The sequence below is a fragment of the Saccharopolyspora sp. NPDC049357 genome (assembly GCF_040677225.1).
Taxonomy (GTDB): domain Bacteria; phylum Actinomycetota; class Actinomycetes; order Mycobacteriales; family Pseudonocardiaceae; genus Saccharopolyspora.
Genome location: NZ_JBFAQJ010000039.1, coordinates 22,218 through 48,463 on the forward strand (window position 1 = coordinate 22,218; position 26,246 = coordinate 48,463).

Below are 26,246 nucleotides of genomic sequence, written 5' to 3' on the forward strand. Positions count from 1 at the left end.
GCGGAGGTGAACCGAGAGGTGGCGGCAACCGACGGCGGCGGGCCGATCCGGGTCGTGCTGGCCGACGACGAGCCGATGCTGCGACGCGGGCTCAAGGTCATGCTGGAGAGCAGCGGCACCATCGAGGTGGTGTCCGAGGCCGGTGACGGTCACGGACTGCTCTCCGAGGTGCGCGCGCACCGGCCGCACGTCGCCCTGATCGACGTCCAGATGCCGGGCAAGGACGGGCTCACCGCGCTGCGCGAGGTGGTGCGGTTGCCCGAGCCACCCGCGTCCGCCGTGCTGACCACGTTCGACCTCGACGACTACGTCGCCGACGCGCTGCGCTTCGGCGCTCAGGGGTTCCTGCTCAAGGACGCCGAGCCGGAGGTGCTGGTGCGCGCGGTGCAGGACCTGGCCGCGGGCGGTGCGGTGCTGGATCCGCGGATCACCGCGCGACTGCTGCCCCGGCTGCGCGCCACCAGCGACAACGCCCGTGAGCTCGACCTGGTCAAGGCGTTGTCCGCGCGGGAGCGGCAGGTGCTGCAACTGCTCGCCGACGGCCGTTCCAACGCCGACATCGGCTCCCGGCTGGGACTGACCGAGGCGACCGTGAAGAGCTACGTCTCCACCGTCCTGTCCAAGCTCGGCGCGCAGAACCGGGTGCAGGCCGCTCTGATCGCGCAGCGGGTCGCCGGGGTCGGCGGTGAGCGGTGAACGGCGTGAACTGGCGGTTCTGGGGCCTGGAGGTCCTGGCGGTCGGTCTGCCCGTCGCCGCCGTCATCGCCGCCCCGGACCCGATGGGCTACGAGGTCCTGTCCGGGTTGGCCGCGGGGCTGCTGCTGCCGTTGCGGCACCGGTGGCCCCGGCTGACCGTGCTGCTGTGCATGCCCGCGATGGCCGGTGGCCTGGGCTGGGCGGCGATCCTGGTGGCGATGTTCCGCCTAGGACGGGTGCGCACCAAGCCGCTCGAACTGGCCGGGTGGGTTCTGCTGACCTGCGTGGTCGCCGTCACGCCCGTGCTGATCACGCAATCGCTGACACCCGGTTCGATCTTGCTGACCCTGGCGTTCGTGGTGCTGTCGGCGGGAGCGCCCGCTGTGCTGGGACTGCTGGTGGCGTTGCGCGAGCAGCTGGCCGAGAGCCTGCAGCGGCTCGCCGACGCCGGTGAGGTGGTCGCGCAGGCCAAGGCCGAGATGGCCAAGTCGGAGGAGCGCGCCCGCATCGCCCGGGAGATCCACGACGCCGTCGGTCACCACGTCACGCTGATCGCGGTCGAGTCCGCCGCGCTCGGTGCGAGCAGCGGCGAGCCGGCCGTGCGCGAGGCCGCCAGGCGGGTGCGCGGGTTGGCCAAGCAGGCGCTGGACGAGATGCGCACGACCCTCGGACTCAGCTCGACCACAGCCGAGGCCGACGCCAGGACGATCACCGACCTCGTGCGCCAGGCGCGGGCGTCCGGTGTGGACGTCGAGCTGACCGGCGAGCTGGAGCACCACGAGGTGCCCGGTGCTGTGGAGCGGGCCGCCTACCGGGTCGTGCAGGAAGCGCTGACCAACGCCTCCAAGCACGCGCCCGGCGCCGGAGTCCGGGTGGACCTGAGCAACCGGGCCGACGCGCTGCGCATCGTGGTCACCAACGACGCCCCGGACGGCGAGCCGATCACCGAGCTCACCGGCGGTGCCGGGCTGGAGGGCCTGTCCGAGCGGATCCGCATGGCCGGCGGCGAGCTGGACGCGGGCCCGTCCGAGGACGGCGGTTTCCGGCTCGTCGCGCTGCTCCCGCAGGAGTCCTAGCGCGCCAACGACGCGCGCAAGAAGTCGACCTGCATGAGCAGGAGGTTCTCGCTGGTCGTCTCGTCGGTGGGCATGTGGCTCACGCCGGCGAGCGGGAGCACCGAGTGCGGGCGCGCGGCTGCGGTCAGCGCCGCTGACAGGCGCAAGCCGTGCGCCAGGACCACGTTGTCGTCCACCGTGCCGTGCACGATCAGCATCGGGCGTTCCAGCTTCGCCGCGTCGCGCAGCAGCGAGTTGGCCTCGTAGACCTCGGGCGCGGTGTTCGGATCGCCCAGGTAGCGCTCGGTGTAGTGGGTGTCGTAGAGCCGCCAGTCCACGACGCCCGCTCCGACGATCGCGGCGTGGAAGACGTCCGGGCGGCGCAGCACGGCCAGTCCGGCGAGGTAGCCGCCGAACGACCAGCCGCGGATCGCCACCCGGTCGAGGTCGAGCTCGGGGTGCTCGGCAGCGGCGGCGTGCAGCGCGTCGACCTGGTCCTGCAGCGGCGGACCGGCCAGGTCACCGGCGATTGCCCGGTCCCAGTCAGGACCGCGACCGGCCATCCCGCGACCGTCGGTGATCAGCACCGCGAAGCCCTGGTCGGCGAACCACTGGGAGGTCAGGTAGCCCTGCTGGCGAGCCAGCACCCGCTGGGCGTGCGGGCCGCCGTAGGGGTCCAGCAGCACCGGCAGCGGCCCGTCCGCCGCGGTGTATCCGCTGGGCAGCAGCAGGGCGCTGCGCAGCTCGCGCTCGCCGAGCCGCAGCAGCCGGACGTTGAGGTCCAGTCCGTGGGCCTCGGCGTGGTTGTCGATCTCGGCGATCGTCCGCGCGCCGCGCCGCACGACCACGCCGGTCCGCGGCCGGTCCAGATCGCTGGTGGCCACGACCAGGACGTCGCCGCCGCGAGTACCGGTATGCACGCCGAAGCCGCTGGTCAGTCGCTCGTGGCCGGTTGCGGTGACGCGGTAGAGGTGCACCTCGGCCGGATCGTCCTCGGAGCCGGAGACCAGCACGTCCTCGGTGCCGATGTCGACGATGCCGCGCACCTGCAGCGGAGGCGCGGTCCACGGCCGGTCGCCGACGACCAGGCGGTAGGCGCCCTCCGCGGCGTCGATGCGCACGAGCTCACCGCCCGGCGTCCACGACGGCCCGCCCGGCTTGATGTCGATCCACTGCGGGTCGGTGTCCCGGTGGATCTCGGTGGTGGTGCCGGCCTCGGTGTCGACGGCCAGCAGCAGCTGGGTTCGCTGGTCTCGGGTCTGCACCGCGATCAGCGGGCGGCCGTGCCGCGACCAGTGCGCCGTGACCAGGTACGGGTAGGTGCTCCGGTCCCACTCGACGGCGACGCGCCGGCCGTCCAGCCCGATCGCGGCGAGCGTGACCTCGGCGTTGGCGGTGCCCGCGGCCGGGTAGCGGGTGGCGACGGGGACGCGGTCGGGGTGGGCGGGATCGCCCAGGTACCAGTGCCGGACCGGGGTTTCGTCGACGCGCGCGACCAGCAGTTCCTCGCCGCTGGGCGCCCACCAGTAGCCGCGGTGGCGGTCCATCTCCTCGGCCGCGATGAACTCGGCGGCTCCCCAGGTGACGTTGTCGCCGTCCGGTTCGGCCAGGGCGCGGTCGCCGGAGCCGTCGGCGGCGATCACGCGGAGCTGACCAGCGGAGAGGTAGGCGATGTGGCGTCCGTCGGGGGAGGGGCGCGGGTCCGCGACCGGCTGCTGGACCGGGAGCTCGCGGGCGTCACCTGTGGAGACGTCGGCGATGAACAGGCGCCCGGACAGGGTGAACACGACCTGCTCGCCGTCGCGGTCGGTGCTGTAGCCGGTGATGCCGGTCGCCCGTTCCCGCGCGCGTTCCCGCCGGGCCTGCTCTTCGGCGGTCACCTGGTCCTCGGCCTGCAGCTTCGCCGGGTCCAGCAGCAACCGCTCGGTTCCGGTGGCGGTGTCCAGCGCCCACAGCGCCGTGGTGCGGTCCGTGCCGCTGGTGGAGCGCAGGAACAGGACGCGCGCGCCGTCGCCGACGACGGTGAAGTTGCGTGGCGCACCGAGGCTGAACCCCTGCGTGCGCGCGCTTCGGCGAGGAAACGATGCGGACGACATGCGAACCAGCCTGCCATCACGCACACCCCGATGCCGCACCAGGTCCGCCGGTCAACCCCGTCGGTGCGTCCACCGAACATCCGGTGGCGCGCGCTCCACCTCCCGGCGACCGGATCCCGGTGCGACGGCGTCCGCCCTCTCCCGCCGCCGGATCCAGGCGGACGGATTTCCATTGAAATCCGGTTCCCCGGTGAGGATCTGACGCTGGGGTGGGGGATTCGTCGGTGTGTTGGGAGGGGGTTCAGGCGGGGGCGGCGGGCATGGTTCGGGGCGATCCAGCAAGGCCCGCAGCGGTTTCCGGGGTTTCCGGGGTGCGCGGGCCGCCGGCCCCGAGACGGATGAGAACTGCACCATGCACCTGTCGATCGTCGTGCCGTGCTTCAACGAGGAGCACGGACTGCAACGGCTGCGCGACGCGCTGGTCGAGGCGCTGTCCGGACACGTCCGGGATTACGAGGTGATCCTGGTCGACGACGGCAGCACCGACCGCACGTTGTCCGAGGCCCGGCGCCTCAGCGAGCACGACCCGCGGTTCCGCTACGTGTCGCTGAGCCGCAACTTCGGCAAGGAACCTGCGATGCTCTGCGGGCTCCGGCACGCCTGCGGCAACCGGGTGGCGCTGCTCGACGCCGATCTGCAGCACCCGCCGCGTCTGCTTCCCCGGATGCTGGTGCTGCTCGACACCGGGTACGACCAGGTCGTCGCGCGGCGCAGCCGATCCGGAGAACGGGCCTGGCGGACCGCGGCCTCGCGCGCCTACTACCGGCTGGCGAGCCGGTGGCTGGACGTGCGGCTGCAGGACGGTGCCGGGGACTACCGGGTGCTGTCGCGACGCGCGGTCGACGCCCTGCTGTCCTTGCCCGAGCACCACCGCTTCTCCAAGGGGCTGTTCGCCTGGATCGGTTTCGACACCGGATGGGTCACCTACCGCAACGTGCCGCGCGAGACCGGTGAGTCGCGGTGGCGGCTGTCCGACCTGGTCGATCACGGCATCGACGGGCTGACCGCGTTCAACGACAAGCCGCTCCGCCCGGCGATCTACCTCGGCCTGCTCGTCGCCGGACTCGGGGGTCTGCTCGCAGCGCTCGCCGATGGCGAGAAGCGCTGGGCCGCACTGCTTCTCGGGTTGGGCGGTGTTCATCTCCTCGTGCTCGGGGTGCTCGGGGAGTACGTCGGTCGCGGTTACGCCGAGTCCCGGCGACGGCCGCACTACCTGGTCAAGGAGACCGGCCCGGTACCGGACCCGCTGCCCGGCGAGCACCGGGTGTGCACCGCGGGACTGGTGTCGTGATGCGGCGGCTGATCGAGTCCTCGCAGTTCGGCCGGTTCGCCATGGTCGGTGGGGTGAACACCGGCGTGCACTGCGCCGTGTACCTGGCGCTGTGGTTGGTGCTGCCGTACCTGGTGGCGCACGCGCTCGCGACCGGCGCGGCGATGGTGTGTTCCTACGCGCTGAACTGCCGGTTCACCTTTCGGGTGCGACCGAGCGGGCGCTCCTTGCTGCTGTTCCCGCTGGCGAGCCTCGTGCTGCTGGGCGTGAGCACCTCGGCGGTGGCGCTCGCGGTGGCGGTGTTCGGGGTCGATCCGAGGCTCGCGCCGCTGGTGGGGTTCGCGTTGGTGCCGGTGACGTTCCTGGCGAGCCGCGCGGCGCTGACCCGCCCGGACCGCGGTGAGTGGCGAGGTGCCGCCGGTGTCGGGCTGGCGGTGGCCGGGCTCGGGACGCTGCCGCTGCTGGTCAACCCCTCGTTCTACTTCGCCGACGACAGCGCGGCCCAGTTCCTGCCGATGTGGCACCGCCTCGGCGAGCGACTGCTGGCGGGCGAGTGGGCGTTCGGGCTGGAGCCGGATTCGTGGATGGGTGGGAACCTGGCCGCCGAGTCGCTGTTCGGGATCTGGAACCCGCTGCACCTGCTGGACTTCGCCGTGGTCGCGCTGATCGGCGACCTGGCGATCGCGGCGGCGGTGGTGAAGATCCAGTTCCTGGTGCTGCTGGCGGTCGGCACGCACCTGCTGTGCCGGGGCTACGGGGCGAAACCCGCTGCGGCGTCGGCGATGTCGGTGGCGCTGCCGGTGTCGGGTTTCGTGCTGCACTTCCAGGCCGCGAGCTGGGCCGGCGGGCTGATGGGCTTGGCGTTTTTGCCGTGGGCGTGGTGGGCGCTGCGCCGGTACCTCTCCGGAGAAGCACCGGCGGTGCTGCCGTTCGTGCTGTGCTACCTGTGCGTCTCGGCCGGTGATCCGTACGGCCTGCTCGCGTTGTGCTTGGTCTTCGCCGCGCTGGCGGTCGAATCCGGGCCGCGCCGGTTGGTCGCGATCGGTGTCGCGGTGGCCGCGTGCCTGCCGCTGGTGTTCTGGCCGGTGCTGGCGACCGCCGGGGTGGGCTGGCGGTCGGGTCGCGAGCTGTTCAACTCGGGTCTGCTGGTACCGGGCATCGGCGATCTGCTCAACGCGAGCACGCCCGGTTTCCTGCCGCAGATCATCTCCTTCGGCGACTACCGGATGACGGTTCCCGCCACCTTCCTCTCGTGGTTCGCGGTCCCGCTGCTGCCCTGGCTGAAGTGGCGCGAGATGCCGTGGCGGCGGTGCACCGCGGCGGTCCTCGTCGCGGGCTGCTTCGCGCTGCTGTGCCTGGGCCCGTCCAACGTGTGGATGTTCCGCTGGCCGCTGCGGCACATCGCGGTCCTGCACCTGGCGGTGGCGGTGCTGCTGGCGGTGGCGTTGTCCAGCGGTCTGCGCCGGGACCGCGCCCCGACGCGTGCGGTGGCCTCGGCGCTGCTGATGCTGGCGGGCGGCTACTTGGCCTTCGCGGCCTGGCCCGCGCAGGCGCCGAAGCACCTGGTCGGACTGGTGCTGGTCGCCGGGCTGCTGGCGTGGGCCCTGCGCGGCAGGCTGTTCCCGGTGCTGCACCTGGGAACGGCGTTGGTGCTGGGTCTCCAGCTGCTGTGGTTCCCGATCAACCGCGATGTCGCCGACTACAACTTCCCGACCGACGTCGACGCCCTGCGCCGCGCCCACGCGCCGCTGCGCGACGGCACGGTGGTGCAGGTGGCGGCGCGCGAGCGGATCCCGCCGGAGCGGATCGCCGACCGCAGCGCGTGGTCGCATCTGCTGCTGGGCAACATGCCGGCCGCCGCCGGGGTCGCGAGTCTGGTGTCCTACACCGGGATGGGCCACGACGCCCTGCACACGTCGTTGTGCCTCAACTACTTCGGCGGAACCTGTCCGCGCGCGTACGACCGCCTGTGGGGTCCCGATCGGCTCGCCGACCAGCTCAAGGCGACCCACGTCGTGGTGCAGCGACGGCTGCGCGAGGTCACCCAACCGCCTCCGGGCTGGCGCGTCGCGCACCGCGACGACGAGGTCGTCGTGCTCACCCGCATCGCTCCGGTCCCGTGGCCGCAGGGGCGGTTGAGCGTGGCCCGCGGGGTCGAAGTGCTGGGGGACGTGCAGCGCGGCGCGCGCACCGAGACCGTCAGGTTCACCGGGAGCGGGGACCTCGTGTTCGCGCGACTGTCCTGGCCCGGCTACCGGGCCACTGTGGACGGACGTCCGGTGCCGATCTCCGCGACCGGAGCTGGGCTGCTGAACGTGCGGGTTCCGCGCGAGATCTCCGGAGGGACGCTGACGTTGTCGTGGTCACCACCGGGTGTCCGGGAGGGGCTGCTGCTGGTGGTCACCGGGGCGCTGGGTGCGCTGTGGATGTCGTGGCGGTGGGCGCGATGAGGACTGCCGTGCTGCTGCTCGCGGTCGCGTTGCTGCTGGCCACGTCGGGGATCGCGGCGGCGGGTTCACCGAGGCCCTCGCACCTCCAGGTCGTGGCGCACCCCGACGACGACATGCTGTTCATGAGCCCGGACGTGCCCCTGGCGATCCGCTCGGGCGCCCGGGTCACGACGGTGTTCCTCACCGCGGGCGAGAGCGACGTGCAACCGCCCGCGGACTACGCGGCGAGCCGCCAGGCCGGTGCTCGCGCCGCGTTCGCGGCGATGGCCGGGGTCGCCGACGACTGGACGCGCTCGGCGCTGGAACTCCACGGAGGCCGCTCGGCGGAACTGCACCGGCTTCGCCGGCGGCCCTCGGTGGGGCTGGTGTTCCTCGGTCTGCCCGATGACAACGACCCGCGCGCTCGGCACGCGCTGAGCGAGCTCTGGCGGAATCCGGCGCACCGCGTGGACACCGTAGCCGCTGCGGGGTCGGTCGTGCCCGTGACCAGCCACGACCGCAGTTCGGTGATCGATTCGCTGATCGGCCTCCGGGCGGAGTTCGCGCCGACGCTCGTCCGCACGCAGGACCCGCGACCGGACCCGCGCCACCAGCAGCAGTGGGGGAGTGCCCACGACCACCCCGACCACCTCGCCACCGCTCGGTTCACCGAAACCGCGCTGATCGGCACCGATCTGCCGCTGCTGCACTACCGCGACTACAACGTCGCCGACGCGCCGCCGAACCTGCCGGAACGCGTGGTGGCCGGAAAGCGCGCGGTTTTCGCCCGCTACGCCGAGCACGATCCGCTGGTCGGGCTCGGTGAGCCCTACGACGCCTGGCTCGCCGCGATGCGCCTGCGCAGGCCGTGGGGAACGCGGTGGCTGACAAGCGGTCGCCACGCGCACGTGCGCGGGCGTGATCTGGTGATCGGGGAGTCCGTAGTGGACACACCTGGTTTCGCCCCGCGCGAGGGATCCGCCTCCTTCGTCGGTCCTGCGACGGTGGTGGTGCAGGACCGGGATTCCGGAGCGGTGTGGCTCAAGGAAGGGGACCGGCCGTGGCGTTCTCTCGGCGTGCCACCGCCGCGGGAACCGGGCGTGGACCTCGGGCCGCCGTCGGCGGTGTCGGTGCGGGGACGCGTGGTGGTCGCGGTCCGCGACTCCGGCGGCGGGGTGAGCGTCCGCGACGCCGGGACGTGGTGCCGGCTCGGTGGTTCCGACGTGGGTGACGAGGTCTCGGTGCTGGCATCGGGGAGCGGCGAGATCCACGTGATGGCCGCGTCCCGGAACGGGATGCGGCACTGGCGGCTGACCGGGCCCGGATGCGGACTGCCCGTCGCTTCCTCCGAGCACCCGGTCGGTGCCATCGCCACGACCAGCGGATACGCGGCCTACCGCGACTCCCGAGGTGATCTGGTGGTGCTGGCCGAGAACGCGGGCTGGGGGCGAGTGCGGACCATCGACGCCGAGGCGATCTCCGATCCGGCGATCGCCCCGGGCCCGGTGCTCGCCGCCCGCAACGCCGACGGACTCCTGCAGATCTTCCGGCCGGACGGCACGACGACCCTCGGCCCCGTCGAAGCGCAACCCGCGTTGTCCCCGAACGGAGATCAGGCCGCCGCCCTCACGGGCGACGGCCTGATCAGGACCTTCTCCGTTCCCTAGGCCGAAGCCCCAGCGGCCTCCGGTGCCCCGGCGCGCGGCGCGCGGTGCTCGCCGGGGTCGCTGTCGTCCTTCATGCGCAGCGACAGCACACCCACCGCCAGGTACATCAGGCAGAACACGATCGTCGCGCCACCGCCCCCGACCAGCGGGTACAGCACCGTCACGACGACGGGGCCGACGAAGGCCGCGCCACCGGCACCGAAGTTCAGCACCGCCAGCGCCGAACCCTTGTCCTTGGTGGCGACCATCGAGGGCATCAGCGCGGACAGCGGCACGAAACCGGCCAGCAGCAGGCCGTAGACCACGCCGAGCACGGCCGCCACGGCGAAGCTCTGCGAGGCCACCGAGCTGAAGTACCAGAGCGGAGTCGCGATCGCGCAACCCAGGCAGCCGAACCAGGTCACCGTGCGGCGCCAGCCGAATCGGTCGCCGAACACGCCGAAGAACAGGTTCGCCGCGATGTTGGCGCCGTAGGCGATCGACGCCAGCGATGCCACCTGCGCCGCGGTCAGGAACCCGCCGTCCGGTGCCGCAGGCCCGAAGGTGAACGGGAACATGGCGAAGAACCCGTACTGCGGCGCGGTGTTGACGATGCGGATCAGGCCGCCGGCGAGCACCCGGCGGTCCCGCCACAGGATGTCGACGCCCTCGGCGAGCCGCTTGAGGCTGCGCGGGTTCTCCACCGTCTCATCGGCGATCGGCTTGAGTCCGTGCTCCTCGCGCACGGCGAAGGACCCGAGCAGCACGCCGACGGTCACCACGACCAGCGACAGCACCAGGGTCTGGTAGTCGCTCAGGCCGAACACGCCGATCGACAGCGCCGCCAGCGCGGCACCCAGCGTCGGCAGGCCGCCGGTGAAGGCGAACCAGAACCAGCCGGCCACCGAGCCGCGCATCTTCGTCGGGCTCGCGACCTGGGCCCACGCCAGGAACGAGAACGCGAACAGCGGATACGCCAGGCCGCGGATGCCGTAGGTCGCGACGATGAACGCCCCGTTGTGCGAGGGCAGCGCCACGAACAGGAACAGGCACTCGAAGCCGACCCACCACGCACCGCCGAGCCACATCACCCGGCGCGGTCCCCAGATCGCCGAAAGCGTTCCGGAGAACCACGCCGCGATCATGGCCGCGACGCCGTAGAGGGTGACCGTGGCGAAGGAGGCCACCGCACCGGGCAGCGCACCGCCCTCGGGTCGCTGCAGGTAGTCGGACAGGAACGTGGTCTCCACGCCGTCGCCGATCATGAAGATCAGCACGGCGACGAAGCCCCAGAAGAGCTGCCGCGGAATCCCAATGCGGTCGAGGAAGCCCGGGTACCCGGTTGCGGACGTTTGGGACATCACTGTCTCCAACAAGGTCGGATGTGTCGGTGCGTCGCCGCACCTAGCCAACGAATGTCGGCCATCATGCACCCTGTTGAAGTTAACGCACAAGATGTTAAAACCACATCAGTGGTCTTTTTTCTCGGCGGTGCGGACTCCGTGCGCCGCTTGCCCGACGGGGTGTGCTCAGCTCACCGGGGACAGGCGGACGTCGGTCTGCTCCCGCATCTCCTCGACGAGGGCGTCGTCGAGCTTCCCGGCGAGCAGGACGTGGTCGAAGGCGCTGACCGGGGCGAGCTGGTGCAGCGCCGAGCGGGCGACCTTGCTGGCGTCCATCATCAGGACCTTGGTCGTGGCGCTGCCCATCATCGCGCGCTTGACCAGCACGATCTCCTGCTCCTGGTGGTAGGTCAGGCGCGCGTTCATGGCGGAGGTGGACAGGAACACGATGTCCACCGAGAACGTCGAGATCATCTCCTGGCACGGCAGGCCCAGGTAGGAGTCGTGCGTGCGGGAGTACTCGCCGCCGAGGCCGATGAGCCGGATGTCGGGCACGTCGCGCAGCGCCTCCTGGACCTGCCGGTAGTTGCTGACCACGGTCAGCGGACCGACCTCCGGCAGCAGCCTGGCCAGCGCGAGCGCGGTGGTGGAGTCGTCGAGCATCACCGACATGCCGGGCGTGATGAACCGCAGGGCGTCTGCGGCCAGCGCCTCCTTCTCGGCGGTGTGGGTGTGCAGCCGGAAGTCCGAACTGGACTCGAACACCGTGGACGGCTGGGCCGAGACCCCTCCGTGGTACTTGCGCAGCAGGCCCCGCGTCGCCAGGTCGTCGAGGTCGCGGTGCACGGTCATCAGGCTGACCCCGGTCAGCGTGGACAGCTCCGCGGCGCTGGCGAACCCCTGCGAGAGCACGTGATCGACGATCTTCTGCTGCCGCTGGAGGCGGGGGGACTGCTTCTTCGGTGCTGACGCCATGCGCTCATCTTGCCTCGTCGGGTGCCTGCAGCGGTGCAGACCTGCCGGAGTATCACACTGCTAGTGACAGTTAACGTCATGAGTGTTAATTTGGGTCCATCAGTGATTGGCGGGAGGTACGTATGACCCAGCCGGATCGGCCGAACAGCGCCCACAGCGCGGTCGTGTTCGACATGGACGGCGTCCTGGTCGAGAGCGAGCACCTGTGGGAGCGGATGTGGACCCGCTTCGCCGCGGCTCGTGGACGCACCTGGACCGGGCAGGAGACCCGGCAGGTCCAGGGCATGAGCGCGCCGGAATGGGCCGCGTTCCTCGCCGAGTTCAGCGAGGCAGCTGAATCCGCGGCCGAGACCGAGCGGATCGTGGTCGACGACATGATCACCGCGCTCGACGACGGCGAGATCGAACTGCTGGCGGGCGCGGAGAAGATGGTCACCGACGTCGCCGCCCGCGCACCCATCGCGCTGGCCTCCTCGGCGCCGCGACGGCTCATCGACGCCGTCCTCGACCGCCACGGGCTGACCCCGCACTTCTCGGCGACCGTGTCCAGCGCCGAGGTGCCGCGCGGCAAGCCGAGCCCCGACGTGTACCTGGCCGCGGCCGCGAAGCTCGGCCACGAGCCGCAGCTCTGCCTCGCCGTCGAGGATTCCAGCAACGGGTTGCGCGCCGCCGCCCGAGCGGGCATGACGGTGGTGGCCATCCCCAACGGTGACTACCCGCCTGCCGAGGACGCGCTCGCCGGAGCCGCCCACATCGCCACCGACCTCGACGACGTGCGGCTGAAGCTGGTCGGATCGCTGCCGCAGGCACGCTGAACTGAGCTGAGCTCGCACACCTCGCGACAAAGGAGTCCGGAGATGACAAGCGTTCTGGCCGCCGGCGACCACTTCGTGCACCCCGAGGTGTTCGTCGACGCCTTGCGCCGCGCGACCACGCGCGAACTGCGCTTCGACACGCTGAAGCTGCCGTGGCCGGTCGAGCCGTTCGGCCCGGTCGGCAACGTGCAGGAGGCCAGCGGCACCGAGCAGCGGCTGCTCGACGCCCTCGGCGACACCGAGGTCGTCGCCACCCAGATGGCGCCGTTCACCGGAGACGTGCTCAACGCCGCCGAGAACCTGAAGTTCGTCGGCGTGTGCCGGGGCGGCCCGGTCAACGTCGACCTGCAGGCCGCGACCGACAACGGGGTCATCGTCAGCTACGCGCCCGGCCGCAACGCGGCCGCCGCAGCCGAGTTCGCGGTGGGGCTCATGCTCGCCGCGCTGCGCCGGATCCCGGGATCGGACGCCGAGCTCAAGGACGGCAACTGGCGCGGCGACTACTACGCCTACGAGAACGCGGGCATCGAGCTCGAAGGCTCCACCACCGGGCTCGTCGGCTACGGCGCGATCGGTCGCATCGTCGCCCGCGTGCTGCGCGCGTTCGGGGCGAACGTCCTGGTCGCCGACCCGTTCGTGAAGGCCGCCGATGTCGCCGGCGAGGGCGTCGAACTGGTCGAGCTGGAGGAACTGCTGCGACGCAGCTCGGTGGTGAGCCTGCACGCGCGGCTGACCCCGGAGACCCGCAACCTGCTCAACGCCGACAACCTCAAGCTGCTGCCGGAAGGCGCGGTGCTGGTCAACTCGGCGCGCGGCGGGCTGCTGGACTACGCGCCGCTGCCCGACCTGCTGCGCACCGGCAAGCTCGGCGCGCTGGCGGTCGACGTCTACGACATCGAACCCCCGCCGCGCGACTGGCCGCTGTTCGACGCGCCGAACGTGATCACCACCCCGCACCTGGCCGGTGCCACCCGCCAGACCGCGCACCGGGCGGCCGAGATCGTGGCCGGTGAGGTCGCCAGGTTCCTCGACGGGCAGCGGCCCCGGTTCGTGGCCAACCCGGACGTGCTGGCGAAGTTCGGAGACCTGCGGCCATGATCATCGGAGTGGACGTCGGCACCTCGGTGACCAAGGCATCGCTGCTGGGCCGCGACGGGTCGGCTCTGCTGACCCGCGGCGTGCGCTCCACCCTGCACCGGCCCGCACCCGGACTGGTGGAGCAGGACCTCGACGAGGTCGTCGATTCGGTCGTCCAGGTCGTCCGCCAGGTCGCGGCCGCGGCCACCGAACCCGTGCAGGCCCTGGCCATCACCGGTCAGGGCGACGGGCTGTGGCTGCGCGACGAGCACGGGCGCAGCGTCGGGCGTGCCATCTCCTGGCTGGACGCCCGCGCCGCCGGTGTGCTGCGCGACTGGGAGACCAGCGGCGTGCAGCGGAAGGTGCACGCGCTGACCGGTTCCGGGATGTTCCCCGGTTCGGCCGGGCCGCTGCTGGCCCACCTCGCCGAGCACGAGCCGGAACGCCTCGAACGCGCGGCCGTCGCCGGGTACTGCGTGGACGCGATCGTCCAGCGCTTCACCGGTGAGATCACCGTGGACGCCTCCGACGCCTCGATGCCGTTCCTCGACGTGCCCGAGCGCGAGTACTCGACCGAGGCGCTGGAAGCCTGCGGCATCGCCGAGCACCGCCGCCTGCTGGCCGACACCACCCCCGTCGGCAAGCTCTTCGCGCTCTCCGACAAGGCCGCGGCCGAACTCGGCCTGCCGTCGGGGCTCCCCGTGTCAGCCGGGCCGTTCGACCTGCCCGCCTGCGCCTTCGGCTCCGGTGTCAGCGACGTCGGGGACGGCAGCCTGGTGATCGGCACGACGCTGGGCTGCCAGGTGCTGCGCGACGAGGTCGTCATCGACGCCCGCGGCGAGCCCGCCGGGATGTGGCTGGCCACGCCGATCCCGCAGCGCTACCTGCGGGTGATGCCCGCGATGGTCGGCACCGCCAACCTGGACTGGGTGCTGGCCACCACCGGATCGAGCGTCGAGCAGCTGGAAACCCTGCTCGCGCAGAGCCGGCCGGGAGCCGGTGGCGTGTCGGCGCTGTCGTTCCTGTCCTCGTCGGGCGAGCGCGCGCCGTTCGTCGACTCGCGGGCGCGCGGCCAGTTCACCGGGCTCTCGCTGGAGACCACCCCCGCCGACATGGTGCGCGCGATGTGCGAGGCCGTCGCCTACGCCGCCCGGCACAACCTGGAGAGCGCAGGGATCAGCGGAGAGGTCGCGGCCTGCGGCGGCGGTGCCCGCTCGCAGGCGTGGAGCCAGATCTTCGCCGACGTCCTCGGCCGACCGCTGAACGTCCCGCACGAAGAGGGCGTCGGCGCGCGGGGAGCGGCGATGACCGCGTGGGATGCGCTGGGCGAACCCGTCGACCGGGAGCAGTGGGCCGCCGACCGGCACGTCGTGCACCCCGATCCGGGAGCCGTGGAGTTCTACGACCGCGGCTACCACGACTACTTGACCGCCATCGAACGCGCCCGGCCGCACTGGGCGCCCGTCGAGGAGGGCTGACGTGACGCGCTTGTACGACGATCCGGCCACTTTCACCGAGGACATGGTCACCGGGTTCGTGGCCGCGCACCCCGATCACGTGCGCCGCGTCCCCGGCGGCGTGGTGCGCTCCCGACCGGCCCGGCCGGGCAAGGTCGCGGTGGTCACCGGCGGCGGATCCGGCCACTACCCGGCGTTCTGCGGAGTCGTCGGGCCCGGTTTCGCCGACGGTGCGGTGATCGGCAACATCTTCACCTCGCCATCGGCCGCCGACGCCTACTCCGTGGCGCGCGCGGCCGACCGAGGCGCCGGAGTCGTGTTCTCCTTCGGCAACTACGCCGGTGACAACATGAACTTCGGACTCGCCGTGGAACGCCTGCGACGCGAGGGGACTCGCGCGCACAACGTGGTCGTCACCGACGACGTCGCCAGCGCTCCCGCCGAGGAGCAGGCCAAGCGGCGTGGCGTGGTGGGCGATTTCGTGGTGTTCAAGGTCGCCTCCGCCGCAGCCGAGGAGGGGTACGACTTCGACGAGGTGGTGCGCGTCGCCGAGCACGCCAACGCGCGCACCCGCAGCCTCGGCGTCGCATTCGACGGCTGCACGCTGCCCGGCCAGGACCACCCGCTGTTCGAAGTGCCCGAAGGCCGGATGGGCCTGGGACTGGGCATCCACGGCGAGCCCGGCGTGTCCGAGACGCCGATGCCCTCGGCATCGGAGCTGGCGAAAACCCTGGTGGACGGCGTTCTGGCGGAGGCTCCAGCCGAAGGCGGCCGGGTCACGGCGATCCTCAACGGGCTCGGCGCCACCAAGTACGAGGAACTGTTCGTGGTGTGGGGAACCGCGTCCCGGCTGCTGGCCGAGGCCGGCGTCGAGGTCGTCGCTCCGGAGGTGGGGGAGCTGGTGACCAGCCTGGACATGGCCGGCTGCTCGCTGACCCTGACCTGGCTGGACGACGAGCTCGAACGGCTCTGGCTCGCCCCGGCCGACACCCCGGCCTACCGCAGGGGATTCGTCGAAGCGTCCACATCGGACGTCGAGGTCGAGGACCCGGTGGTGGCCGAACCGGAGGTCGTGGTCGCGCCGGAGCAGGGGCAGGCCACGGCCGCCGAGGTGGTCGCGTCGTTGCGCGCGGTAGCAGACCTGTTGCGCGACAACGAGGACGAGCTCGGACGCCTGGACGCGATCGCGGGCGATGGTGACCACGGACGCGGCATGACGCGGGGCAGCTCGGCGGCGGTCGAAGCCGCCGAAGCCGCAGCAGCCCAGGGCGTCGGGCCCGCGGCCGTGCTGCTCGCGGCCGGCGACGCGTGGGCGTCGAAGGCCGGCGGGACCTCGGGCGTGCTGTGGGGAGCCGCGCTGCGCTCCTTCGGCGACCTGCTGCCCGACGACCGCGAAACCCGCGCGGCGGACCTGGTGGCCGGAGCCGAGGCCGCGCTCGCCTCGGTGCAGCGCCTCGGGCGCGCCGAACCCGGGGACAAGACCCTGGTCGACGCCCTGGTGCCGTTCGCCGAAGAGCTCCGCGGCGCGGTCGACGAGGGCAGCGGGGCAGCGGTGGCGTGGCGGCGCGCGGCGGCGGTGGCGACCAAGGCGGCCACCACCACCTCGGAACTGCGGCCCCGGACGGGCCGGGCCAGGCCGCTGGCCGAACGCAGCGTGGGAACACCCGACCCGGGCGCGACGTCGCTGGCGCTCGTGCTCACCCGGGTCGGAGAGCTGATCGGCGAACACTCCGGAGGGGGAGAGGACCAGTGAGCGAACAGCCGTACCGCATCGTCGTCGGCTCCGACGACGCCGGGCTGGAGTACAAGAACGCGCTGAAGAAGGACTTGGAGAACGACTCCCGAGTCGCCTCCATCGTCGACGTCGGTGTCGGCAACGACGAGCACACCGCCTACCCGCACGTCGCGGTCCAGGCCGCCCGATTGGTCGCCGAGGGGTCGGCCGACCGGGCGCTGCTGGTGTGCGGAACCGGGCTCGGCGTGGCCATCAGCGCCAACAAGGTGCCCGGGATCAGGGCGGTCACCGCGCACGACAGCTACTCGGTCGAGCGGTCGGTGCTGAGCAACAACGCGCAGGTGCTGTGCTTCGGGCAGCGCGTGATCGGGCTCGAACTGGCCCGCAAGCTCGCCGGTGAGTGGCTCGACTACCGTTTCGACACGAGTTCGGCGTCGGCCGAGAAGGTCGCGGCGATCGACGGCTACGAGGGCACCGGGGTGGCCTGTTGAGCGGGAAGGGATGAGCGCATTGCGTCTGGCCGAGCAGCGCGGCGAGGTCATCGACATCGCGCGGCGGATGACCTCCGACCGGCTGGTGGTGGGAACCTCCGGCAACGTGTCGGTGCGCAGCGGCGACCTCGTCGCGGTCACGCCCTCGGGCGTGGAGTACGACGAGCTGCGGCCGGTGGACATCCCGCTGGTCGACCTCAGCGGTGAGGTCGTGGAGGGCGAGCTCAAGCCCACGTCCGAGCTGCCGATGCACCTCACGGCCTACGTCGAGCACGACGCGGGCGCGGTCGTGCACACCCACTCGCTGCACGCCACGGCGCTGTCGCTGCTGCGCGACGAGGTTCCGGCCGTGCACTACCAGCTGGCCGACTACGGCGGTGCCGTGCGCGTCGCCGACTACGCCACCTTCGGCACCGACGCCCTCGCGGTGTCGATGTCCGAGGCGCTGCGCGACCGCAACGGCTGCATCCTCCGCAACCACGGCACGGTCACCGTCGGCAACAGCCTCACCAAGGCCTACAACCGGGCCCGGCAGCTCGAATGGCTCTGCGAGCTCTGGCTCACGGCGGCCAAGCTCGGCGACCCGGCGGTGCTCTCCGACGAGGAGCTCGCCCACTGCTCGACCCTCTTCGCGGGCTACGGCCAATCGGTTCGCTGATCGTCGCGCGTTCACCGCTCGGTGTGATGTCCGCCTGTTAACGCCGGTGTGATCCGGGTTCGTCCTGGTGAAACGTGGTGCCTGAAGCATGGGGGCATGACTCCCAGCGAGCACCGTCGAGCCCACGGGGACTGGACCCGCGAGATCATCGAGCTGGCCGCGCTGTTCCTGGTCGCAGGCGCGGCGAACCTCCTCGTCACCGGCGTGCGCAGCCACTCCGCCGCGACGCTGGTGACGATGTCCCTCGGAGCGGCGCTGCTGGTCGCGGGTGCCGCGCGGTGGTGGTCGCGCCGCGGCACCGCGTCCACCGCGACCGACGACGGGACCGAACCGGTCCCGCCAGAGATCGGGTACGTCCCGCAGAACCTGTGGCGGCTGCGGGCTCGTGTCACCGACACACCCGGACGCCTGGCGAAGCTGGCCGGGGCGCTGGCGGCGCTCGGCGGCGACATCCGCACCATGCAGGTGCACCCGGTCGCCGACGGGGCGGTCGACGAGGTGCTGCTGCACGTTCCCACCCGGATCCGGCACGCCGACCTGGTCGCCGCGGTGGAGGGCGCCGGCGGTTACGACGTGACCGCCTCGCGCGCCGACGTCCGCGAGCTCGACGACGTGCCCACCCGCACCGCCAACCTCGCCAACGACCTGATCAACGGCCGGACCGACCTGGTGAGGGGCCTGCGCTCGCTGCTCGGGCACGTCGACGTGCGCTGGCACGAGGAACCCGAGCCGTCGCTGGAAGCCGGGGTCTTCACCGAGACCGCGATGTGCCTGGACGAACCCGGCGGCGGGTTCCTCGTGCTGACCCGGCCAGGAGGCGCGTTCACCCCGGCCGAGTTCGCCCGCGCCCGCGCGCTGGTCGACCTGGTCACCAGCTGTCGCGCTCGCGTCCGCCCGACCGAGCGGACCGCGATCACGCCCGGCGGGATCGAGCTGACCCTGCGCCCGGCGGATCGCGCGGACCTCGACCTGGTCGCCGAGTTCCACGAGCGCTGCTCCAGCGCCGCGCGCTTCCGCCGCTACTTCAGCCCCGGTCCGGCCCCGGGGGAACGAGGGCTGCGACGACTGCTGACCCCGGCGCTGGGGCGCTCCACGCTGGTGCTCGGTCCGCACGGCGAGGTCGTGGGGATGGGAAACCTGATGTACGACGGCGACAGCGGCGAGCTCGCCCTGCTGGTGCGCGACGACTGGCAGCGCCGGGGCGTCGGCGCGGTGCTCGCCCAGCACATCGTCGAACAGGCCGCCGAGCTGGGGATCACGACGCTCACCGCGCACACCCACGTCGACAACACCGCGATCTCCCGCACGCTGCGGAGCGCCGGGATGAAGCTCGTCGGTGCGCCCGAACCCGGCGAGTGGAGCTGGTCGCGCGACCTCACCCCGCTCGCACGGGCCGAGTAGCGCCCACCGAACGGCCCCGGAGCCGGCTGGGTTCCGGGGCCGTTCGGCGTTGCGCGTTCTCAGGCCACGCGGGCCGCCGGTGGCAGGGTCGCCGGGGTGCCGACGGGCCACTGCGCGGGTTCGGGCCCCAGCTCGGTGAGCTCGCGCACCTGCAGCGCGCACCAGGGGGAGACCTCGGTGTCACCGGAGAGGACCCCGGTGCTGAACTCCTTCCAGCGCACCCAACGAGTCGAGGCGACCTCGTCCGGGTTGGGCGCGGGTGTGCTGTCGGTGAAAGCGACGAACACCGGGCACATCTCGTTCTCCATGACCCCGTTGTCCATTGTGGCGTGATAGCGGAACGCGGGCAGCGCCAGTTCGAGCCCGCGCACCGCCAGGCCGAGCTCTTCGCCGAGCCGGCGGGTGATGGCGGCCTTCATCTCCTCCTCCGGAGCCGGGTGACCGCAGCAGGTGTTGGTCCACACGCTCGGGAAGGTCCGCTTGTGGTGCGCGCGCTGGGTGAGCAGGAATTCGCCGTGGTCGTTGAACACGTAGCACGAGAACGCCAAGTGCAGCGGCGTCTCCTGGTGGTGCACGGTCGCCTTGTCCTCGACGCCAATCGCCTGGCCGGCTTCGTCGAGCAGGACCACCTGTTCCACGTGCGGTACCTCCATGGGGTAGCGGGGGTGTCGTCCCAGCTTGCCTCAGCGCCGCCGGGAGAACAATGCGAGCCCTGATCGGCCTAGTGCGCCGAGCGTCGGGTTGTGCTCGGCAACCGTGAAATCCCCTCGCGAATACGGGAAAAACGCGTTGGTGAGGCGACTTTTGGTCAAAACGGTCTGCCTCGAGATTCCCGCCGATACGTTCGCCAGGCGAATACGCGATCGATCGAGATCGACTCCGACATCGACGAAGGGGATCGCGGAGATGCCGAACCGCCCGATGCTCGCCACCGCTGCCGCGCTCGCGGCGGCCGCAGCGCTGGTGCTGCCCACCGCGGCCGTTGCCGAGAACAGCGCACGCGCCGGTGCCGTGGCCGTGCAGGACCACCTGCAGGAACTGCAGAACATCGCCGGTGCCAACGGCGGGAACCGAGCCGCCGGGACGCCCGGCTACCAGGCTTCCCTGGACTACATCAAGGGCAAGCTCGACGAAGCCGGGTTCACCACGACGGTCCAGGAGTTCGACTCCCTCGGCGGTCCCACCTACAACCTGATCGCCGAAACGCCGGGCGGTGACGCCAACGAGGTCGTCATGTTCGGCGCCCACCTGGACAGCGTTGGCGAGGGGCCGGGGATCAACGACAACGGCACCGGTTCGGCCGCGATCCTGCAGGCCGCCCTCGACTACGCGGCGGGCGGCGAAACACCGACCAACAAGCTCCGCTTCGCCTTCTGGGGCGCGGAGGAAGAGGGCCTGGTGGGCTCCACCCACTACGTGGAGACGCTGCCGGAGGCCGAGCGCGGGAAGATCGCCGCCTACCTGAACTTCGACATGGTCGGCTCGCCCAACGCCGGCTACTTCACCTACGACGGCGACGACTCCGACGGCGTCGGCGCCGGCCCGGGCCCGGAGGGATCGGCGCAGATCGAGAAGCTGCTCAACGACTCGCTGGGTGCGGTGGGCGCGCCCGCCGAGGGCACCGATTTCGACGGTCGTTCCGACTACGGCCCGTTCATCGAGGTCGGCATCCCGGCCGGTGGCACCTTCACCGGCGCGGAGGAGACCAAGAGCCCGGAGCAGGCCGAGAAGTGGGGCGGCAAGGCCGGTGAGGCGTTCGACGCCTGCTACCACCAGGCGTGCGACACCGTCGAGAACGTCGACGCCCAGGCCCTGGAGCGCAACTTCGCGGCCATCGCCAACGCCGTGAAGACTTACGCGGCGCAGTTCCCGCAGCCGTAGACCTCAAGCCATCGGGAGAGGGAAAAGGCCGTCCCCGGCAGCACCGCAGCGCAGGCGGTGGCTGCCGGGGACGGCTGTTCTCGCGCATCAGTCCCATGTCTGACGGGCCTACGTCAATGGATTGATGCGCGATCTGATCTGGGGCAGTTCAATTTCTCCTGTCGGTTCGATCATCGGGAACCGAGCGCACCGGGCACGGGTGAGCACGCCGTGCCGGTGCAGATCCAGGAGGTGGCGGCTGTTGACCGGACCGTACCTGCTGCCCGCCCACCTGGACCCCGCACAACCGCGCTACCAGGCCAGCTTCGCCGTCGAGGTCGACGGGCGCCGGGTCACCGCGCACGCCGGGCAGACGGTCGCCGCCGTGCTGATGTCGCGCGGGCTGACCTCGTGGCGCGAATCCGGTGGTCGCGGCCGGAGACGCGGGCTGTTCTGCGGGATCGGCGTGTGCGCCGAGTGCGTGCTGGTGGTCAACGGAACCCCGGGCGTGCGCGCCTGCCTGCGGTCGGTCGAACCCGGCGACGTGATCAGCACCCGCGGCATGGGGGAGCGGGCATGAGCGTCGTGGTCGTGGGTGCGGGACCGGCAGGCATGACCGCCGCCCTGCACGCCGCCCGAGCCGGGGCCGAGGTGCTGCTCGTCGACTCCTCGAACGCGCTGGGCGGGAAGTACCACCAGGCCCCGCCCGAGCAGTTCGGCCTGGCCCAACCGCAGCGGATCCGGCGAGGGCAGCGGAGTTTCACGACCCTCGCCGAGGAGATCGACGCCCACCCGCGCATCCGGCGGTCGTCCGGCAGCGTTCGGTCGCTCGACGGGCACGACGTCCACGTTCGCGCCGGTCCCGGGGACGCCGGGGAGAGCTTCCACGCCGACGCGCTGGTGCTGGCCACCGGCGCGCACGACCGGGTGCTGCCGTTCCCCGGCTGGGAGCTGCCCGGCGTGTTCACCGCAGGGGCCGCGCACGCGCTGGCGAGTGGCCAGCGGATCGCGGTGGGCAGCCGGGTGCTGGTCGCGGGAACCGGGCCGCTGCTGCTGCCGGTCACCGAATCGCTGCTGGGTGTGGGCGCCGACGTGGTGGCCGTGCTCGACGCGGGGAGCCCGGCGGCGTGGTTGCGACGAGCACCGGACCTGGCCGGTCAGTGGGACAAGCTCGCCGGGTTCGCCGGTTACCTGCGCAGGCTCGTCGGCAACACGCAGTTCCGCACCAGGGCCGGGGTCGTGGCGGCGGTCGGCGAGGACCGGGTCAAGGAGGCCGTGGTCGCCAAGCTCGACGCGCGCTGGCGGCCGGTCCCGGGCACGCACCGGAGGATCCCGGTGGACGCGATCTGCGTCGCCCACGGCCTGGAACCGCGCCTGGAGCTCGCCAGAGCGGCGGGCTGCGACATCGAGGACGGCTTCGTGCGGGTCGACGGAGCGCAGCGCAGCTCGACGCCGTGGGTCTTCGCGGCGGGTGAGGCCACCGGCATCGCCGGAGCCCGTGCCGCGGCGGCCGAAGGCGCCGTCGCAGGGCTCGCTGCGGCGGTGCACGTCGAGGCGACCACGTGGAGCCAGGTCGAAAAACCCGCTCGCCGGGCGATGCTCGTGGTCCGATGTGGACGGCGATTCGGCCGGGCGATGGCGTCGGCGACCCGCATCGGCGAGGACTGGGACGAGTGGCTCACTCCGCAGACCGTCGTCTGCCGCTGCGAAGAGGTTCCCTATCAGGCACTTCGGGACAGCGCGCCCGCCCAGCGCGACGCGAGCTCGCTGAACCTGTCCTGCCGCGTCGGTCTCGGGTCCTGCCAGGGGCGGATGTGCGGCCGCAACGCCAGCGAGCTCGCCGAGAACCTCCTCCGGACGTCTGCGAAGGAACCCCCGGTCGCCTGATTCCTGCCATCATGTGCCGCATGGCCGAATTGCGGACCGCGCACACCGCGGACCTCGACGTGGCGAGCCTGGGCGCGGCGCGCCGGTTGCTGTGGGACGTCTTCGTCGAAGGCGACGCCATGACCGAAGCCGATTGGGAGCACTGCCTCGGCGGCATGCACGTGCTCGCCTGGGAGGGCGACGAACTGGTCGGGCACGCCGCGCTGGTGATGCGGCGACTGCTGCTCGGCGACCGCGCCCTGCGCACCGGCTACGTGGAGGGCGTCGCGGTGCGGCGCGACCGCCAGGGCCGGGGCATCGGTGGTGCCCTCATGGCCGAGGTCGAGCGCATGATCCGCGCGGCCTACGACCTCGGGGCACTCGGCGCCAGCGAAGCCGGCCGCCCCTTCTACGAAGCGCGGGGCTGGAAGCCCTGGCCCGCGCCGACCAGGGCTCTCACACCCACCGGCATCCGCCCGACCCCCGAGGAGGACGGCTGGATCCACTACTACCCGGCCGGGGCCACCCTCGATCGCAGCGCGCCGCTCACCTGCGACCCCCGCCCCGGCGAGCCCTGGTGAGCGCGCTGGGAACCCGCCGATGACGAACGGGGAACCCCGCCGCAGCGGGGTTCCCCGTTCGCTCGCGCCGCGATCAGGTCTGCGGATAGCGGTGGTAGCCCGGGAAGTTGCCGTAGAGCTGCTCTCCCGGAGGCCCCTGGGTGACCGCGTGGACGAGGTGCTGTCCTCCGACGAACGCGCCCTTCCACGACGCGCCCCGGCCGCCGAACGGCTCGTCCCGGTCACCGCGCGAGCGCGGCTTGTTGATGCCGACCTTGAACGCTTGGACGCTCTCGGCGAGCTCGGCGGCGAATGACTCGTCGTCGCACGCGACGGTGGCCACCAGCGCGCCGTTGGAGGCGTTCATCTGCGCCAGCAGCTCCGCCTCGGTGTCGACCACGACGATCGTGTCGACCGGCCCGAACGGCTCCTCGTGCATGAGCCGGCTGGCGCCCGGCGGTGCCAGCAGCGTCACCGGCGCGGCGTAGGCCGAGACGTCCTGACCGTCCAGGAAGTGCCCCTGGGAGCGGTCGCCGTGGTGCAGCGGAACTGCGCCGTGGCGCAACGCCTCGGCGACCCGGCCCTCCAGCTCGGTGGCCTTCGCCGCCGAGATCAGCGGACCGAAGTCCAGCGCGGGCGGCTCGCCGTTCTCCCCGGCAAGCGGGTGACCGAAGCGCACCGACTGGACCACCGGGAGGTAGGTGGCGAGGAACTTGTCCACGAGCTTTCGCTGCACCACGAACCGCGGGTAGGCGGTGCAGCGCTGCTTGGCGTACTCGAAGCCCTTGCGCAGGTGCGCGCTCAGTCCGTCCCAGTCGGAGAACTCCCACAGGCCCCAGGTGTTGAGGCCCTCCTGCTCCAGCATGTGCCGCTTGCCGGTGTCGACCAGCTGCGCGGCGATCTTGCCGCCGTTGGAGCGTCCGCCGACGAACGCGAGCGCGCCCACCTCGGGCGAGCGCACCAGCGGGTCGGACAGGGCGGAACCGTCCCCGGACAGCAGCGTGGCCGGTAGCCCGGCGCGGGCCATCAGCGCGTGCGCGACGGTCAGCGTCATCGCGCCGCCCTGCGTCGGGGTCTTGGCGATCACGGCGTTGCCCGCCAGCAGCTGCACGAGCTCGGCGTGCACCAGGACGCTCATCGGGTAGTTCCAGCTGGCGATGTTGCTCACCGGGCCGGGAAGCGGCTGGCGCTTGTACGGGGCGCCCTCCGCGTCCTGGTTGAGCATCTGCTCGGTGTGCTCGGCGTACCAGCGCACGCCGTCGAGGCAGCGGTCGACGTCGGCGCAGGCGGCCTTCCACGGCTTGCCGATCTCCCAGGCGAGCAGCAGTGCGAGGTCGTCGCGGACCTGCGACATGGCCTCGACCGCGCTGGTCACCGCTTCGCGGCGCTGCTCGAAGGTCGTCTGCGCCCACGCCTGGTGGGCCCTCGCCGCTGCCCGCACCGCGTCCTGCGCCGTGCCGGCGTCGATCTTGGGCAGCTGGGCGAAGACCGTGCCGTCCACCGGTGTGACCTGCGGGGTGGGCTCCCCGACGGCCTGCCAGCGGCGGTCGATGAGGTTGCGGGGCACGCCGTCGTCGAACGCCTCCGGCACTGCGGCGATGGCCCGCGACAGCACCGCCGAAGCGGTGTGGTGATCGGGAACCCGGAGTGTCATTACGCCCTCCTCAAATGATTGGGATGGGGTGCCGGGAGGCATAGGACTATGCCAGGTCGAGAGGCGCTGCGCCTGCTGCAATCGTACGAATTCGAACAAAACGTACGTGCGTCTTGTGAACCCCTTCAGAGCCTCGCCGCTCCGCCGCGGTTGGGAAATCCGGCGAAACAGGAACGCGGAATTGTCCTGATGGCGGCTACCGGTGTGACGTTCGAGCTGCAGCGAGATCGGGTTACTGGCGGGTACTCGCCAACTCCTCCGAAATTCGGCGCGGACTTCCTTGAATGAAGGAGCTTTTCGCGCTCCGAACGGAGGAAAACATGCGTCACGCAAGGTACCTCATCGGTGCGGTGGCAGCCTGCACGGTTGTCTCGGGCACCGCCGCACCGGCCTTCGCAGCTGATTCCGACTCCGCATCCGCCGCCGAAAACTACGTCGCCCTAGGCGATTCCTACGCCTCGGGAACCGGGACCCGGGAGTACTTCGAGGACAGCGGTAGTTGTCTTCGAAGCCCCAAGGCTTATCCGCAGTTGTGGGCCGACTCGCACGGAGTCGGCAGCTTCGAGTTCGCGGCCTGCTCGGGTGCGGTCACCGACGACGTCAACGCCGACCAACTCGGCTCGCTCAGCGCCGACACAACGCTGGTCACCATCTCCATCGGCGGCAACGACATCGGCTTCGTCGACGTCATCACCAGCTGTGTCGCGGGTACCGACGAGGGCTGCGACAACGCCGTCAACGACGCCTCCGAGAAGGCCCGCAACGAGCTGCCCGCCAAGCTCGACACCACCTACGCCAACATCCGCTCCGCCGCGCCCAACGCCGAGGTCGTGGTCCTCGGGTACCCGAAGATCAACGAGATGGGCGATTGCGGGATCCCGTTCTACTCCGAGTACAAGCGCCAGCGGATCAACGAGGGAGCCGACGAACTCGCCTCGGTGATCTCCGAACGCGCCTCGGCGGCCGGATTCTCCTTCGCCGATCCGCGAAGCGCTTTCGAGGGGCACGGCGTGTGCGCCTCCGACGAGTGGATCAACGGGCCGAGCAACCCGATCCAGGAGTCCTTCCACCCCGACGTCGACGGGCACGCCAACGCGTACCTGCCGACCCTGAACTCCGTCACCGGCTGACACTCCCGGAGGCGGAAGAGGCGTGTCGCATG

The 26,246-nt window shown here is 71.6% G+C and carries 22 protein-coding genes; 17 read left to right on the forward strand and 5 right to left on the reverse strand.

What is annotated here, in order from left to right; translation table 11 throughout:
• Nucleotides 1–18 precede the first annotated feature (18 nt).
• Entirely contained in the window at nucleotides 19–696 is a 678-nt protein-coding gene (locus tag AB0J91_RS26160; protein ID WP_363873750.1) for a response regulator transcription factor, read from the forward strand.
• Between the two features lie 5 nt (nucleotides 697–701).
• Nucleotides 702–1,772 (forward strand): histidine kinase, encoded by a 1,071-nt coding sequence (locus AB0J91_RS26165; protein WP_363873753.1) that lies wholly within the window; start codon nucleotides 702–704, stop codon nucleotides 1,770–1,772.
• On the opposite strand, the gene AB0J91_RS26170 is transcribed toward AB0J91_RS26165, so the two are convergent.
• Nucleotides 1,769–3,847: a prolyl oligopeptidase family serine peptidase gene (locus tag AB0J91_RS26170; protein WP_363873756.1), complete on the reverse strand. Its 2,079-nt coding sequence runs from the start codon at nucleotides 3,845–3,847 to the stop codon at nucleotides 1,769–1,771. The two genes, AB0J91_RS26165 and AB0J91_RS26170, sit on opposite strands and share 4 nt — an antisense overlap.
• Before the next feature lie 352 nt (nucleotides 3,848–4,199).
• On the opposite strand from AB0J91_RS26170, the gene AB0J91_RS26175 reads away from it, so the two are divergent.
• The 3 genes from AB0J91_RS26175 to AB0J91_RS26185 are packed head-to-tail and all read left to right on the forward strand — an operon-like array spanning nucleotide 4,200 to nucleotide 9,213.
• Nucleotides 4,200–5,138, forward strand: a complete 939-nt coding sequence (locus tag AB0J91_RS26175) for a glycosyltransferase family 2 protein (RefSeq protein WP_363873759.1) — start codon at nucleotides 4,200–4,202, stop codon at nucleotides 5,136–5,138.
• On the forward strand, nucleotides 5,138–7,567 hold the full coding sequence (locus tag AB0J91_RS26180) for a GtrA family protein (RefSeq protein ID WP_363873762.1): 2,430 nt from the start codon (nucleotides 5,138–5,140) through the stop codon (nucleotides 7,565–7,567). Before AB0J91_RS26175 ends, AB0J91_RS26180 begins: the two co-directional genes overlap by 1 nt.
• Nucleotides 7,564–9,213, forward strand: coding sequence for a PIG-L family deacetylase (locus AB0J91_RS26185; protein ID WP_363873765.1), 1,650 nt, complete (start codon nucleotides 7,564–7,566; stop codon nucleotides 9,211–9,213). The genes AB0J91_RS26180 and AB0J91_RS26185 overlap by 4 nt, the downstream gene beginning before the upstream one ends.
• On the opposite strand, the gene AB0J91_RS26190 is transcribed toward AB0J91_RS26185, so the two are convergent.
• Together AB0J91_RS26190 and AB0J91_RS26195 are read right to left on the reverse strand one after the other, a co-directional pair.
• Entirely contained in the window at nucleotides 9,210–10,553 is a 1,344-nt protein-coding gene (locus AB0J91_RS26190; RefSeq protein WP_363792212.1) for an RbtT/DalT/CsbX family MFS transporter, read from the reverse strand. The two genes, AB0J91_RS26185 and AB0J91_RS26190, sit on opposite strands and share 4 nt — an antisense overlap.
• A gap of 168 nt (nucleotides 10,554–10,721) precedes the next feature.
• Nucleotides 10,722–11,510 (reverse strand): DeoR/GlpR family DNA-binding transcription regulator, encoded by a 789-nt coding sequence (locus AB0J91_RS26195; protein ID WP_363873768.1) that lies wholly within the window; start codon nucleotides 11,508–11,510, stop codon nucleotides 10,722–10,724.
• 122 nt (nucleotides 11,511–11,632) lie between these two features.
• Between AB0J91_RS26195 and AB0J91_RS26200 the strand changes: the two genes are divergently transcribed.
• The 7 genes from AB0J91_RS26200 to AB0J91_RS26230 all read left to right on the forward strand — a co-directional run bounded on the left by AB0J91_RS26200 (nucleotide 11,633) and on the right by AB0J91_RS26230 (nucleotide 19,144).
• Nucleotides 11,633–12,325: an HAD family phosphatase gene (locus tag AB0J91_RS26200; protein ID WP_363792208.1), complete on the forward strand. Its 693-nt coding sequence runs from the start codon at nucleotides 11,633–11,635 to the stop codon at nucleotides 12,323–12,325.
• 42 nt (nucleotides 12,326–12,367) lie between these two features.
• The gene (locus AB0J91_RS26205; RefSeq protein WP_363873771.1) at nucleotides 12,368–13,423 is read left to right on the forward strand and encodes a 2-hydroxyacid dehydrogenase; all 1,056 of its coding nucleotides are present in this window, start codon (nucleotides 12,368–12,370) and stop codon (nucleotides 13,421–13,423) included.
• Nucleotides 13,420–14,880: an FGGY-family carbohydrate kinase gene (locus AB0J91_RS26210; protein ID WP_363873774.1), complete on the forward strand. Its 1,461-nt coding sequence runs from the start codon at nucleotides 13,420–13,422 to the stop codon at nucleotides 14,878–14,880. Before AB0J91_RS26205 ends, AB0J91_RS26210 begins: the two co-directional genes overlap by 4 nt.
• Nucleotide 14,881: 1 nt before the next feature.
• Nucleotides 14,882–16,612 carry a dihydroxyacetone kinase family protein gene (locus AB0J91_RS26215; RefSeq protein WP_363873777.1) on the forward strand — a complete coding sequence of 577 codons (1,731 nt, stop codon included), beginning with the start codon at nucleotides 14,882–14,884 and terminating at the stop codon, nucleotides 16,610–16,612.
• Complete coding sequence (locus tag AB0J91_RS26220; RefSeq protein ID WP_363792200.1) at nucleotides 16,609–17,085, forward strand: ribose-5-phosphate isomerase; 477 nt, start codon at nucleotides 16,609–16,611, stop codon at nucleotides 17,083–17,085. The genes AB0J91_RS26215 and AB0J91_RS26220 overlap by 4 nt, the downstream gene beginning before the upstream one ends.
• A gap of 10 nt (nucleotides 17,086–17,095) precedes the next feature.
• A complete protein-coding gene (locus AB0J91_RS26225) occupies nucleotides 17,096–17,743 on the forward strand; it encodes a class II aldolase/adducin family protein (RefSeq protein WP_363873780.1) in 648 nt (215 codons plus the stop codon).
• Nucleotides 17,744–17,839: 96 nt separating this feature from the next.
• A complete protein-coding gene (locus AB0J91_RS26230) occupies nucleotides 17,840–19,144 on the forward strand; it encodes a GNAT family N-acetyltransferase (protein ID WP_363873783.1) in 1,305 nt (434 codons plus the stop codon).
• A 59-nt stretch (nucleotides 19,145–19,203) separates the two neighbouring features.
• On the opposite strand, the gene idi is transcribed toward AB0J91_RS26230, so the two are convergent.
• On the reverse strand, nucleotides 19,204–19,782 hold the full coding sequence (gene idi / locus AB0J91_RS26235; protein ID WP_363792194.1) for an isopentenyl-diphosphate Delta-isomerase: 579 nt from the start codon (nucleotides 19,780–19,782) through the stop codon (nucleotides 19,204–19,206).
• 268 nt (nucleotides 19,783–20,050) lie between these two features.
• Between idi and AB0J91_RS26240 the strand changes: the two genes are divergently transcribed.
• From AB0J91_RS26240 to AB0J91_RS26255, 4 genes are all read left to right on the forward strand, one after another.
• Entirely contained in the window at nucleotides 20,051–21,025 is a 975-nt protein-coding gene (locus AB0J91_RS26240) for a M28 family metallopeptidase (protein ID WP_363873786.1), read from the forward strand.
• A 241-nt stretch (nucleotides 21,026–21,266) separates the two neighbouring features.
• Nucleotides 21,267–21,584, forward strand: coding sequence for a (2Fe-2S)-binding protein (locus AB0J91_RS26245; protein ID WP_363792190.1), 318 nt, complete (start codon nucleotides 21,267–21,269; stop codon nucleotides 21,582–21,584).
• Entirely contained in the window at nucleotides 21,581–22,891 is a 1,311-nt protein-coding gene (locus AB0J91_RS26250) for an FAD-dependent oxidoreductase (protein WP_363873789.1), read from the forward strand. Before AB0J91_RS26245 ends, AB0J91_RS26250 begins: the two co-directional genes overlap by 4 nt.
• Before the next feature lie 20 nt (nucleotides 22,892–22,911).
• The gene (locus AB0J91_RS26255) at nucleotides 22,912–23,451 is read left to right on the forward strand and encodes a GNAT family N-acetyltransferase (RefSeq protein ID WP_363873792.1); all 540 of its coding nucleotides are present in this window, start codon (nucleotides 22,912–22,914) and stop codon (nucleotides 23,449–23,451) included.
• 73 nt (nucleotides 23,452–23,524) lie between these two features.
• On the opposite strand, the gene AB0J91_RS26260 is transcribed toward AB0J91_RS26255, so the two are convergent.
• Nucleotides 23,525–25,084 carry an aldehyde dehydrogenase family protein gene (locus AB0J91_RS26260; protein WP_363873795.1) on the reverse strand — a complete coding sequence of 520 codons (1,560 nt, stop codon included), beginning with the start codon at nucleotides 25,082–25,084 and terminating at the stop codon, nucleotides 23,525–23,527.
• Nucleotides 25,085–25,404: 320 nt separating this feature from the next.
• Here AB0J91_RS26260 and AB0J91_RS26265 point away from each other — a divergent pair, with 320 nt between their 5' ends.
• The gene (locus tag AB0J91_RS26265; protein WP_363873798.1) at nucleotides 25,405–26,214 is read left to right on the forward strand and encodes an SGNH/GDSL hydrolase family protein; all 810 of its coding nucleotides are present in this window, start codon (nucleotides 25,405–25,407) and stop codon (nucleotides 26,212–26,214) included.
• Nucleotides 26,215–26,246 lie beyond the last annotated feature (32 nt).